This is a genomic window from Rhizobium sp. PP-CC-3G-465, from assembly GCF_004343445.1.
Classification (GTDB): Bacteria; Pseudomonadota; Alphaproteobacteria; order Rhizobiales; family Rhizobiaceae; genus Ferranicluibacter; species Ferranicluibacter rubi.
In genome coordinates this window covers 2,226,306-2,239,406 of sequence record NZ_SLYH01000001.1, presented here as the reverse complement: position 1 = coordinate 2,239,406, position 13,101 = coordinate 2,226,306, and the positions used below count along the sequence as shown (strand labels likewise).

The following is a 13,101-nucleotide window of genomic DNA, read 5'->3' as shown; positions in this document are numbered from 1 at the left end:
CAGAGGGTGATCAAGTCGGAACTGGTGCAGATCGTGGCGGCGCGAAATCCGCACCTCTACCACCGCGATGTCGAGAATATCGTCAATGCCGTTCTCGACGAGATTACGGATGCGCTGGCGGCGGGCAACCGCGTCGAACTTCGCGGCTTCGGCGCCTTCTCCGTCAAGAATCGTCCGTCCCGCTCGGGTCGCAACCCGCGCACCGGCGACAGCGTCTTCGTCGAGGAAAAATGGGTGCCGTTCTTCAAGACCGGCAAGGAGCTGCGCGAACGGCTGAACCCGGGCTCGGACGCGGATGTTGACGAGGAAGACGAAGACTGATCTCGCGGTCGCCGTCCTTGTCCATGGCGATCTGATCTTGACCCGGCAGGTTTGCCGCCCATGTTGTCGTCAAGCCTTGATAGACGCGGAGACCGGCTCGCATGCTGCGTAAAATTCTGAACATCGTCGTCCTCGTTCCGCTCGGGATCGTGCTCGTCGTGCTCTGTGTCGCCAACCGGCAGCAGGTCACGCTGGGCTTCAATCCGTTCGACCCGTCCGACACGGTCCTGGCCATTTCCGGCCCCTTCTTCGTTTTCCTGTTCCTGGCCGTCATCCTCGGCCTTGTCATCGGCGCCTTTGCCGTCTGGTTCAGCCAGGGCAAGTATCGCAAGCGCTCGCGCATCGAGGCGAAGGAAGCGCTGAAGTGGCATACGGAAGCTGAAAAGCGCCGCCTGCAGCAGGAGGCGATCGTTTCCGCCCAGGCAGCAAATCCCGTGGCCGATCGCCCGGCCTTCCAGGGCTCGACCCCGACGATGATCGCTGCCCAGCAAAAATAATCTTCAGGCCACCGCCTTCGCATTGGCGGCCGCGGTGAAGTCGGAAAAGAAGCGGCTTGCGATCCGGTTTGCGCCGGATTGCACGAGTTTCGATCCAAGCGACGCGATCTTGCCGGAAACATCCGCGACGATGGCGTAATGCAGAATGGTGTCATTGCCGTCCTCCACCAGCCGCACATCCGCGCCGCCTTTCGCGTATCCGGCAAGGCCGCCTTTGCCTTCACCCGAAATCGTGTAGCTCTCGGGCGGGTTCATGTTCGACAGCGTGATGACGCCCGAAAATGCCATCGACATGAAACCGAACTTCACGGTGACCACCGCGTCGAGCGTCGTCGGTGAGGTCCATTCCAGCAGCGTGCAGCCGGGAATGCAGTCTTTGAGCACCTCGGGATCGTTGAGCGCTGCCCAGACGGCGTCGCGCGGTGCGGAGATCCGCTCTTCACCGGTCATGTCCATGGATATCCTCCTCGATCTCATGCGCTACGACGACAGGCGCTGATCCCTGCCGCAGTGTGCTCCGGAATCTACGGGTGGAAACTGCTTTGCCAAGAGCAGTTGCGGTGCTATTTGCACGCGACACGCTGAAGAAACGGGAAACGACGCCCCTTGAAGGACAAGCAGAGACGATCGCCCGGCAAGGCGCCACCGAAATCCGGTCCCTCCCGCACGAGCGCGCCGACCGCCGGGCCCGCCCGGTCGGATGCCGCCGTTGTGCCGCCTTTCAAGGCAGGAGCAAAGCCCGCAGCGCAGGAGCCGCACGGACAGCGCTCCTCAAGCCGCCCGCAGCCGGCCTCGCCGCGTCCATCCCCGTCTGAGCCCAGGCAGGAAGCGCTTGCGCCCGTGACCATGCGCCCAAGAACCGGAGACAAACCCGCCGAGCGCGTGCCCGTCATTCTGGAAACCGCAGGGGAGGCCGATTATCGCCTGATCGACAGTGGCGACGCGCTCAAGCTCGAGCAATACGGCCCCTACACGATCGTCCGCCCCGAGGCGCAGGCGCTGTGGCCGAAGTCGCAAGCCCCGCTCTGGGAGCGCGCGGATGCGATCTTCACCGGCGATACCGACGAAGACGGCATGGGCCGCTGGCGTTTCCCGCGCGAAATGCTCGGCGAGACCTGGCCGATGCGCCTGCTCGATGCCGAATTCTACGGCCGTTTCACCTCCTTCCGCCATGTCGGCGTTTTCCCCGAGCAGCTGGCGCATTGGCGCTGGATGAAGACGCAGGTCGAGGAGGCGGGACGACCGCTGAAGGTGCTGAACCTCTTCGGCTATACCGGCGTCGCCTCGCTGATCGCGGCGAAGGCCGGGGCGGAGGTGACACACGTCGATGCCTCGAAGAAGGCCATCGGCTGGGGACGCGAGAATCAGGCGCTCGGCCGCGGTGAAAGCCTGCCGATCCGCTGGATCTGCGACGACGCCATGAAGTTTATCCAGCGCGAGGAGCGCCGCGGCAGCCGCTATGACATCATCCTCACCGACCCGCCGAAGTTCGGCCGTGGTCCGAACGGCGAGGTCTGGCACCTCTTCGATCATCTCTCCGGCATGCTCGATATCTGCCGCGAACTCCTGTCCGACGATGCGCGCGGCCTCGTTCTCACGGCCTATTCCATCCGGGCAAGCTTCTATTCGATCCACGAGCTCATGCGCGAAGTCATGCGCGGCCGCGGGGGCGTCGTCGAGTCCGGCGAACTGATCCTGCGCGAATCCGCCGGGTCGAAACAGGATGGCGAGGCCGGTTCCGGCCGGGCGCTGTCCACCTCTCTCTTCAGCCGATGGGTGCCGAAATGAGCAGCGATTACAGCGATGGCAATCCGCGCGGACAGGTGGGACGCGGCGAGGGCCGGGTGGGCCAGGTGAAGGAGGTCACGAGCCTTGCCAATCCGATCATCAAGGACATCCGCGCGCTAACGCAGAAGAAGGCGCGCGACGAGAGCGGCACCTTCATCGCCGAAGGCCTGAAGCTCGTCATCGATGCTGTCGAACTCGGCTGGACCATCCGCACGCTGGTCTATGCCAAGGCCGCCAAGGGAAAGAAGCCCGTTGATGACATCGCCGCACGCACCGTGGCCCGGGGCGGCCTCGTACTGGAGGTCAGCGAAAAGGTCATCGCCACCGTCACCCGCCGCGACAATCCGCAGATGGTCGTCGGCGTGTTCGAGCAGCGCTACGGAACCTTGAGGGACATCAAACCGCGCGCGAACGAGACCTATGTGGCGCTCGACAGGGTGCGCGATCCCGGCAATCTCGGCACCATCATCCGCACGGCGGATGCGGCCGGCGTCTCCGGCGTCATCCTCATCGGTGAGACGACGGATCCCTTCTCGCTCGAAACCGTACGCGCGACCATGGGCTCGGTCTTTGCCGTGCCGGTGTTCCGCGCCAGCGTGGCCGAGTTCCTCGCCTGGCAGAAGCAGGCGGGCGTCATGGTCGTGGGAACCCATCTCGCCGGTGCCGTCGATTACCGCACGATCGACTATCGTCCTCGCCCGGTCGTCGTGCTCATGGGCAACGAACAGGCCGGCTTGCCGGACGAGCTTGCAGCGAAGGCCGACAAGCTTGCCCGCATTCCGCAGGCAGGACGCGCGGATTCGCTCAACCTCGCCATCGCCACCGGCGTCATGCTGTTCGAGGCCCGCCGACACCTGCTTACACTGGACGACCGCGGATGACCAAAAGCCAGACGCCTCTTTCGCCGGCCGCACCCGACAGACGCCCGACCTTGTTTTCACGACCCTGGCCGATCGCGATCTTCATCATCATCGCCCTCCTGCTCGATCAGGCGATCAAGCAGGCGGTCGAGGCTTACCTGCCGATGGAGGAGGGCGTTCACGTCATCCCCATGCTGGAGCTCTACCGGGTCTATAATTACGGCGTCGCCTTCTCCATGCTGTCGGGCATGGATGGCTGGTTCATCGTCGGTATGCGCCTTGTGGTGGTTTGCTTCGTGCTCTGGCTCTGGCGCAAGACGCCGAAGGACCGGTTCTTCGCCCATCTCGGCTATGCGATGATCATCGCCGGCGCGCTCGGCAATCTGGTCGACCGGTTTCTCTATGGGTATGTGATCGATTATATCCGGTTCCACACCGAGACATGGTCCTTCGCCGTCTTCAACCTAGCCGATGCCTTCATCACCGTCGGGGCCGGCGCCATCGTGCTGGACGAAATCCTGCAGGCAAAAAAACGCGATCGTTAGAATGCGAGCGATCGGCTGAAATCATTTCCAACGGCTGCGTGATAGATAACGCGTATGAGCGAGCCGTCGAAACTGCAGCGCGAGATCATCCGGAAACTGTCGCAGCACACCGCAGCGCCGGATGTTCTCCCGCCACGCACGCCCTTTCCGGAGCATGGCGCCGCTGAAACGAACCCCGGCACCACCCGCGTCTCCGCCTTTCGCCCGGCCATTGCCGGCGCCGGCCTTCTCGCCTCCGCTGCCATCGTCGCGGTCGGTCTGGAAGAAAATCTCCTCCTGCTCCCTATCGGGCTTGCCATTGCGGGTATCGCCGGAACAGCCCTTCTTGTCAGTGACTGGCGCCGCAGCCGGCACGGCACCGGCGCAACATTCGAACGGTCCGGCGACCGTGCCTGGGAAGCCCGCGAAGCCAGCATGTCGCGGTTCGCAATCCATGATGCCCTCGGCGATATTGCGATCCTGCGCGACGCCAAGGGCATTATTCTTGAGGCAAACGAGACCTTCCGGGCCTTGGCCGGCGCGCCCGCGCCCGAGGGACAGCGTTGCGAGGCGCTGGGGCTCGAACTCCGGCCCGCCGGCACCTCCGGTCGCTATACGGTCGAGGTCACGACCGCCGATGGCCTGCGCTCTTTCGACTGGCATGACGTGCTGATACGCGAGGCGGACACGGGCACGCTGCGTATCGTCAGCGTTGGGCGGGATATCACCGACAATGTCAGCGCGGCACGCAGCAGCGAAGCGGCGCTCCGGAGGGTCGAGGCCGAAAGCCAAGCGAAATCCCACCTGCTGGCAACCGTCAGCCACGAGATCCGCACGCCGCTCTCCGGTATTCTCGGAATGAGCGACCTCCTCGACCAGACCCGGCTGAGCGCCCAGCAGGCGAACTATCTCGCCGGCATGCGCCAGTCCGGCCACGATCTCGTGCAACTCGTCGACGACCTCCTCGATTGCGCCTCGATGGAAGCTGGGCGGTTCGCCCTGCGGCCGACGCGCCAAGCCTTGCGTCCGCTGATCGAGAGCGTCGTGGAAATGCTGTCGCATCGTGCCCATGCGAAGGGCATCGAGATCGCCTCGACGATCGCCGCCGATGTGCCGGACACGCTGCAGATCGACGGTCCTCGGCTGAAGCAGGTCCTGTTCAACGTGGTGGGCAACGCCGTCAAGTTCACGACGACCGGCGGCGTCCTCGTCAGCTGCGCCGAGCAGCAGGGCGCACTCGTGCTGCGGGTGACCGACACGGGGCCGGGCATGACCCCTGACGACCAGTCCCGCATCTTCGACGCGTTCGAGCAGGCCGGCGACACCGCCTCGAAAGCCGGCGGAACGGGTCTCGGCCTTGCCATATCGCGTCGGATCATCAGGGCCTTCGGGGGCGATATCACCGTCTCCAGCCGCCTTGGCCTCGGCAGCCTCTTCGAGATCCGCTTTCCCCTGAAGGTATCCCCAACGCCGCTGGCCACGGCCCGCACCCGGACACTCGCCAGCTCCCGCGTGCTCCTCGTCGCGCCGAAGGGACCCGCCTCCGAAGCGCTGGCCGCGACGATCGAGACGCTTGGCGGCCGCTGCCGCATCGTCTCAACCATCGAGCAGGCCGGTCATTTTCTGAAGATCGCAATGGATGCGGGTAGCGAGGAGCGTCTCACCGACATCATCGTCGATCACCGCTGTGCTGCCCTCTTCCGGCGGATCTGCGACGACAGGCCGGACCTCGAAGCCTTGCCGCTGCGCAGAACCTATCTGGTCAATCCGGAAGAACGCATCCAGCAGCCGCTGCACCAGACCGACGGCTTCCACGCCTGGCTGATCCGCCCCTTAAGGGAGCGCTCGCTGGTGGCGGTGCTCAAGGGGCAGCTGAAGGGCATCGAGGTTCGCGATGCGATCAACGACAATCGTCCGGTCCTGCGGGATGCGGTGGAAACCTCTTGCGAACCCGTACCGCTTGCCGTGCAAACCGTGCTCCTCGGCGAGGACGATCCGGTCAATGCCGCGATCCTCCGCAGCACGCTGGAGCGCGCCGGCTACGCCGTGCGCCATGTCGTCGATTTCGCCGCCATGGGCGATATCCTCGATCAGGGGCTGTCAGATACCGCGGGCGAGGGGCAGGCGCCGAAGATCCTGATCACCGACCTCAATATGCCCCATGGCGACGGCCTGACGATGCTGCGCCGTCTACGCCTCTCCGAACGGTTGACGGACGGCGCATCACGGCTCCCCGTCATCGTACAGACGTCGGATCGTCGCCCCGAAACGCACCGTGATCTGCTGGAGGCAGGTGCGGACGCCGTCCTTGCAAAGCCCGCCGATCCCAAATCCCTGATCGAGCGGGTCGCCCGATTGATCGCCGGCTAAGGACCTGTCCGTAAGCCTTGTCACGGTCTTGTTGCAGTGACATGCTTAAAGGCCTGCAGGAAGCGGACTGCCACCGCGGCCCGAGTGCGATTCGGAAAATGTCGGGAAAATGCCCGTCGTCTTTTCCAGGCGTTCGCGGTCAACGTGCAGACGCATGCTCGCGATTAGGGGTAATCTGCGATGACGATCGAAATTCTGGAATCCGTTTCGGCTCTCCGCACCATGTCCGTGCCCGTCGCGAGCCCGACCATCGTTCGTTCGCGTCCGCCGCGCGAGACGGCGCCGGCCAGCGACGTGCTCGGCCGCATCGGGCCGCTTGAAACCCGGATCGCCCGCACGGCCTCCGAAATCGATGCCGCACAGGCGTTGCGCTACAAGGTGTTCGTCGAGGAGATGGGCGCCCGTGTGCCGGCCGGTGCCGCCTTGATCGGCCGCGATATCGACGGCTGGGATGCCGTCTGCGACCATCTTCTGGTGCTCGATACCTCGCTGCCCGGCCAGTCCGAGGCGCAGATCGTGGGAACCTACAGGCTGCTGCGCCAGGACGTGGCGGCGGCGGCTGATGGCTTCTATTCCGCCTCCGAATTTCTCGTGGATCCGCTGATCGCCCGTCACCCCGGCAAGCGCTTCATGGAACTCGGCCGCTCCTGCGTGCTGCCCTCCTATCGCACCAAGCGCACGGTGGAGCTTCTCTGGCAGGGCAACTGGGCCTATGCGCTGAAGCACGGCATCGACGCCATGTTCGGCTGCGCCTCGTTTCCCGGTACCGTCCCCGAACATCACGCGCTGGCTCTGTCCTTCCTGCACCACACGGTGCCGGCAAGCGGCGAGTGGCAGGTGAAGGCGCGGCCGGAACTCTACCGCGTCATGGACCTGATGCCTGTCGAGGCCATCCAGGCCCGCGCCGCCCTCTCGGCCATGCCGCCCTTGATCAAGGGATATCTGCGCATCGGCGCCATGGTCGGCGACGGCGCCGTGGTGGACGAGGCCTTCCGCACCACGGACGTTCTCGTCGTCCTGCCGATCACCAACATCGCCGGCCGCTACCTCAACTACTACGGCGCCGACGCCACCCGCTTCGCTCTCTAAACGGCGAAAAGGTCGCTCCGATACGGTCGCGAACTTGACGGGTTGCTCATGTGAGCCGCGGCATGCCGGGGGACGATGAACCTCCACACGAGGCCTGAAGCATAAAACACTCACGCCCTCCCCATATCGGGAAGGGCGGTTTTCGTGGATATCGGGCGAACCCGATTGCCCTTTACCCGGCGTTGTAGGCCGCCAGTGCCGCCATGTTGACGATCTCGGAATCTTTGGCGGTCAGCGAGACGATCTGCACGGACTTATCGAGGCCGACGAGAAGCGGACCGATGATCGTGGCGCCGCCGAGTTCCTGCAGCATCTTGGTCGAGATGGACGCGGAGTGGAACGCCGGCATGACGAGCACGGTTGCCGGGCCGGAGAGGCGGCAGAACGGGTACTGCTCCATCACCTTCATGTTCAGCGCGACATCGGCCGCCATTTCGCCATCATATTCGAAATCGACGCGGCGACGGTCGAGGATCTTGACCGCCTCGCGGACCCGCTCCGAACGTTCCCCCTGCGGATGCCCGAAGGTGGAATAGGCGAGCATCGCCACGCGCGGCACATAGCCGAGGCGTCGGGCAAGGCCTGCGGCCTCCACGGCGATGTCGGCAAGCTCTTCCGACGACGGCATGTCATGCACGGCCGTATCCGCCACCAGAACCGTGCGGCCGCGGCAGAGCGCGATCGACACGCCGATGACGCGGTGGCCGGGCTTGGCGTCGATGCAGCGCCTGACGTCGTCGAGCGCGGTCGAATAGTTGCGGGTGATGCCCGTCACCATACCATCGGCGTCACCCAGCGCGACCATGCAGGCGGCGAAGTGATTGCGGTCGTTGTTGATCAGTCGCTGTGCATCGCGGAAGAGGAACCCCTCCCGCTGCAGGCGGGCATAGAGATAATCCGTATAGGCGCCGGTGCGATCGGAAATGCGCGCATTGACGAGCTTGATCCCGGGGCGGTCGAGATCGATGCCCTCGCGCGCCGCCGTCTCGCGCATCCGGTCCTCGCGGCCAAGCAGCAGCGCGGTGCCGAGCTTCTGGTTGGCATAGGCCAACGCCGAGCGCATCATCGGCACTTCCTCACCCTCGGTGAAGACGATACGCTTTGGCGCGAGCCGTACGCGCTCGTAGATCCGTGCCAGCGTCGAGGCGATCGGGTCGCGGCGCATCGAAAGCTGGTGGCCATAGGCGGCAAGGTCGGCGATCGGTTTTTGCGCCACGCCGCTCTCCATCGCCGCCTTGGCGACGGCGACCGGAATGGATGAGATCAGGCGCGGATCGAAGGGAACGGGGATGATGTACTGCGCCCCGAAGCGCGGACGGTTGCCCTGATAGGCTGCCGCGACGTCGTCCGGCACGTCTTCCTTGGCAAGGCTTGCCAGCGCGCGGGCAGCCGCGATCTTCATCTCTTCGTTGATCGTGGTGGCCCGCACGTCGAGCGCACCACGGAACATGTAGGGGAAACAGAGCACATTGTTGACCTGGTTCGGATAGTCCGAGCGCCCGGTCGCCATGATCGCGTCGTCACGAATGGAGGCCACCTCTTCCGGCGTGATTTCCGGGTCGGGATTGGCCATGGCGAAGATGATCGGCCGGGGTGCCATCGAGCGGATCATGGCTTCCGAGAAGGCGCCCTTCTGCGACAGGCCGAGCACGACATCCGCGCCGTCCATCGCCTCTTCCAGCGTCCGCCGGTCGGTCTTGGCGGCGTGGGCTGACTTCCACTGGTTCATACCCTCGGTGCGGCCCTGGTAGATCACGCCCTTGGTGTCACACATGATGACGTTTTCGGGCGCAAACCCGAGAGATTTGATCAGCTCCACGCAGGCGATGGCCGCAGCACCCGCGCCGTTGCAGACGAGGCGCGTGGTCTTGAGGTCTCGGCCGGTCAGTTCCAGCGCGTTGATCAGGCCGGCCGTCGCGATGATCGCGGTGCCGTGCTGGTCGTCGTGAAACACCGGAATGTCCATGATCTCGCGCAGCTTCTGCTCGATGATGAAGCATTCCGGCGCCTTGATATCCTCGAGGTTGATGCCGCCGAAGGAGGGGCCGAGATAGCGCACGCAGTTGATGAAGGTATCGGCATCTTCCGTATCGACCTCGAGGTCGATGGAATCGACGTCCGCGAAGCGCTTGAAGAGGACCGACTTGCCTTCCATGACCGGCTTGGAGGCCAGCGCGCCCAGATTGCCGAGGCCGAGAATGGCGGTGCCGTTGGAGATGACGGCGACCATGTTGCCGCGCGTCGTATAGTCATAGGCCGTCGCCGGATCGGCCGCGATGGCCTTCACGGGAACGGCAACGCCGGGTGAATAGGCCAGCGACAGATCGCGCTGTGTCGCCATGGGCTTCGTCGGCGTGATCTCCAGCTTGCCGGGGCGTCCCTGCGAGTGAAAATCCAGCGCTTCCTGATCCGTGACGGCTGTTCCGCCTGCGCGGGCCTTGCGTTCGTTTGCCATGATGATGCTCCCTCGGATCCCTCAAGCTTCTGTGGGCGGCCACCCCCGGCCGCGCTTTCTTGTTGTCTTCTATAGACGCCGTTCGCTAGGGTGACACTGTCTTTTTGGCCGGCTGGCGGCTTTTTTAGAAAAAACTGGTATATCTTGACGACACACTTTTCATCACCGGCCGAAGCAACGACGGCGCCATCCTCAGTGCTGCCGGAGGTGCGCGTGCAGGCGACGCCGATGATGGAACAGTATATCGAGATCAAGGCCAACAATCCGGGCTCCCTGCTGTTTTACCGGATGGGCGATTTCTACGAGCTGTTCTTCGACGATGCGCTGGAAGCTTCGCGCGCACTCGGGATCGTTCTGACGAAACGCGGGCAGCATCTCGGCCAGGACATTCCCATGTGCGGCGTGCCCATCCACGCCGCCGACGATTACCTGCAGAAGCTCATCGGCCTCGGCTTCCGCGTCGCCGTATGCGAGCAGATCGAGGATCCGGCGGAAGCCCGCAAACGCGGCTCCAAGTCCGTCGTCAAGCGCGACGTCGTGCGTCTCGTCACGCCTGGCACCATCACGGAAGAAAAGCTGCTCGTCGCCTCCGAGAGCAATTACCTCATGGCGATGGCCCGCCTGCGTGGCAGCGCCGAGCCCGCCTTTGCGCTTGCCTGGATTGACATTTCCACAGGCATCTTCCGGCTGTCGGAAACCACGGAAACGCGGCTTCTCGCCGATATCCTGCGCATCGAGCCGCGCGAACTCATTCTGGCCGACACGCTGTTCCACGATCCCGACATGCGCCCCGTGCTCGACGTCATCGGTCGCGTCGCCGTGCCGCAGCCGGCCATCCTGTTCGACAGCGCCACCGCGGAAAACCGCCTGGCCCGCTACTACGGCGTGAAGACGCTCGACGGCTTCGGCCAATTCTCGCGCGCCGAGCTCGCCGCCGCCTCGGCGGCCGTCGGCTATGTTGAAAAGACCCAGCTTGCCGAGCGCCCGCCGCTCGACACGCCCGAGCGCGAAAGTGCTGCCTCGACGCTCTTCATCGATCCCGCCACCCGGGCGAACCTGGAACTGGTCAAGACCCTCTCCGGCAGCCGGGACGGGTCCCTACTGCGGGCGCTCGACCGGACGGTGACCGGCGGCGGTGGGCGCCTCCTTGCCGAGCGGCTGATGTCGCCGCTGACCGACCCCGAGCGCGTTCGCACCCGTCTCGATTCTATCGCCACCATCCTCGCGCAGCCCGCGCTCTGTGCCGATCTGCGCGCGGCGCTGAAGCACGTGCCGGACATGCCGCGCGCCCTGTCGCGCCTCTCCCTCGGCCGCGGCGGCCCGCGCGATCTCGGTGCCGTGCTCATCGGCATTCGCACCGGTGCCGACATCGCCCGGCTGATCGATCAGCCCGATCTGCCCTCGGAGCTGGAGGCTGCACGCACCGCGCTCGCCGCGTTGCCTTCCGAGCTTTCCGAAAAGCTCGCCGGCATGCTGGCCGACGATCTCCCGCTTCTCAAGCGCGATGGCGGCTTCCTGCGCGACGGCTGTCACGCCGAGCTCGACGAGATGCGCGCTCTTCGCGACCAGTCCCGCCGTGTCATCGCCGCGCTGCAGCTGAGCTACGCCGAGGAAACCGGCATCCGGTCGCTGAAGATCAAATACAACAACGTGCTCGGCTATTTCATCGAGGTGACCGCGGGAAATGCCGGTCCGATGACGGAGGGGGAGGGTGCCAAGGCCCGCTTCATCCACCGCCAGACCATGGCCAACGCCATGCGCTTCACGACCACGGAGCTTGCCGATCTCGAAACCAAGATCGCCAACGCCGCCGACCGGGCGCTTGGCCTTGAGCTTGCTGCCTTCGACAGCATGGTGGAAGCTGTCATTGCCGCGGCAGACCAGATCAAGGCGGCAGCGCTCGCCCTTGCCGTCCTCGACGTTTCCGCTGGGCTTGCCGTGCTGGCCGAGGAGCAGGATTACCGCCGCCCGACGGTCGATAGCTCCAAGATGTTCGCGATCGACGGTGGCCGGCATCCGGTGGTCGAGCAGGCGCTGCGCCGCCAGGCCTCCGCGGCCTTCGTCGCCAATACCTGCGATCTTTCGCCCCTCTCGCCGGAGGGAGACGGCGCCTTGTGGCTGCTGACCGGCCCCAATATGGGCGGTAAATCGACGTTTCTCCGCCAGAACGCGCTGATCGCGATCATGGCGCAGATGGGTTCCTACGTGCCCGCCGCCAGCGCCCATATCGGCGTGGTCGATCGCCTGTTTTCCCGCGTCGGCGCCTCCGACGACCTCGCGCGCGGCCGGTCCACCTTCATGGTCGAGATGGTCGAGACGGCGGCCATCCTCAATCAGGCGACGGATCGATCGCTCGTGATCCTCGACGAGATCGGCCGGGGAACCGCGACGTTTGATGGCCTGTCGATCGCCTGGGCGGCCGTCGAGCATCTGCACGAGGCCAATCGTTGCCGCGGCCTGTTCGCCACGCATTTTCACGAGCTGACCGTTCTCTCGGAAAAGCTCAAACGCCTGTCCAACGTGACCATGCGCGTCAAGGAATGGGACGGCGACGTGATCTTCCTGCACGAGGTCGGCCCGGGTTCGGCCGATCGCTCCTACGGCATCCAGGTCGCCCGTCTCGCGGGCCTGCCCGCAGCCGTCGTCGCCCGCGCAAAGGACGTGCTGGCGAAACTCGAGGATGCCGACCGGAAAAACCCGGCCAGCCAGCTGATTGACGATCTCCCCCTGTTCCAGGTGGCCATCCGCCGCGAGGAGATCTCCCGCGCGAAGCCGTCCGCGGTGGAAGATGCGCTGAAGCGCCTCAACCCGGACGACATGACGCCGCGCGAGGCGATGGATGCGCTTTACGCCCTGAAGAAGCAGCTCTCCTGACGCTTCTCCTCAACGAGATCCTCATCTCGCAGCACACGCTCTCGGGCCTTCAGCGGCAGCCAAATCCGCCAACCAAGTCCCCTCTCCCCGCATGCGGGGAGAGGGTTAGGGTGAGGGGCTACCGCACCCGCTGAACGCGCAGCAAGCCCCTCGTCCGGCTGCCGCCACCTTCTCCCCGCACGCGGGGCGAAGGGACGTGGGGCTTGACCTTCCCCTGTCGCCTCCACCATATCCAGCTCTGGGTCAGGCGAGCAGCCTAAGGACGCCTTCTAAAGGGCGCAATTGCCCGTTGGAAACGATGCATCAGCCGGGTCGGAAACGTC

The 13,101-nt window shown here is 64.9% G+C and carries 10 protein-coding genes; 8 read left to right on the top strand and 2 right to left on the bottom strand.

The window, feature by feature from the left end:
* Positions 1-6: 6 nt before the first annotated feature.
* Positions 7-321 carry an integration host factor subunit beta gene (locus C8J33_RS10580; RefSeq protein ID WP_092931772.1) on the top strand — a complete coding sequence of 105 codons (315 nt, stop codon included), beginning with the start codon at positions 7-9 and terminating at the stop codon, positions 319-321.
* A 101-nt stretch (positions 322-422) separates the two neighbouring features.
* Positions 423-818: a DUF1049 domain-containing protein gene (locus C8J33_RS10575; RefSeq protein ID WP_245417010.1), complete on the top strand. Its 396-nt coding sequence runs from the start codon at positions 423-425 to the stop codon at positions 816-818.
* Between the two features lie 3 nt (positions 819-821).
* Here C8J33_RS10575 and C8J33_RS10570 read toward each other — a convergent pair whose 3' ends face one another.
* Entirely contained in the window at positions 822-1,274 is a 453-nt protein-coding gene (locus C8J33_RS10570) for a CoxG family protein (RefSeq protein WP_132664101.1), read from the bottom strand.
* A 255-nt stretch (positions 1,275-1,529) separates the two neighbouring features.
* Here C8J33_RS10570 and C8J33_RS10565 point away from each other — a divergent pair, with 255 nt between their 5' ends.
* The 5 genes from C8J33_RS10565 (at position 1,530) to C8J33_RS10545 (ending at position 7,449) form a co-directional block, all read left to right on the top strand.
* A complete protein-coding gene (locus C8J33_RS10565; protein ID WP_245507155.1) occupies positions 1,530-2,606 on the top strand; it encodes a class I SAM-dependent methyltransferase in 1,077 nt (358 codons plus the stop codon).
* Complete coding sequence (locus C8J33_RS10560) at positions 2,603-3,487, top strand: TrmH family RNA methyltransferase (protein ID WP_132445935.1); 885 nt, start codon at positions 2,603-2,605, stop codon at positions 3,485-3,487. Before C8J33_RS10565 ends, C8J33_RS10560 begins: the two co-directional genes overlap by 4 nt.
* Positions 3,484-4,011, top strand: a complete 528-nt coding sequence (gene lspA / locus C8J33_RS10555) for a signal peptidase II (protein WP_132664097.1) — start codon at positions 3,484-3,486, stop codon at positions 4,009-4,011. Before C8J33_RS10560 ends, lspA begins: the two co-directional genes overlap by 4 nt.
* A gap of 54 nt (positions 4,012-4,065) precedes the next feature.
* Positions 4,066-6,360: a hybrid sensor histidine kinase/response regulator gene (locus tag C8J33_RS10550; protein WP_132664095.1), complete on the top strand. Its 2,295-nt coding sequence runs from the start codon at positions 4,066-4,068 to the stop codon at positions 6,358-6,360.
* A 222-nt stretch (positions 6,361-6,582) separates the two neighbouring features.
* Entirely contained in the window at positions 6,583-7,449 is an 867-nt protein-coding gene (locus C8J33_RS10545) for a GNAT family N-acetyltransferase (RefSeq protein WP_245507154.1), read from the top strand.
* Positions 7,450-7,621: 172 nt separating this feature from the next.
* Here C8J33_RS10545 and C8J33_RS10540 read toward each other — a convergent pair whose 3' ends face one another.
* Positions 7,622-9,904 (bottom strand): NADP-dependent malic enzyme, encoded by a 2,283-nt coding sequence (locus tag C8J33_RS10540; protein WP_132664090.1) that lies wholly within the window; start codon positions 9,902-9,904, stop codon positions 7,622-7,624.
* Positions 9,905-10,099: 195 nt separating this feature from the next.
* Here C8J33_RS10540 and mutS point away from each other — a divergent pair, with 195 nt between their 5' ends.
* On the top strand, positions 10,100-12,778 hold the full coding sequence (gene mutS, locus C8J33_RS10535) for a DNA mismatch repair protein MutS (protein ID WP_245507153.1): 2,679 nt from the start codon (positions 10,100-10,102) through the stop codon (positions 12,776-12,778).
* Positions 12,779-13,101: the final 323 nt, after the last annotated feature.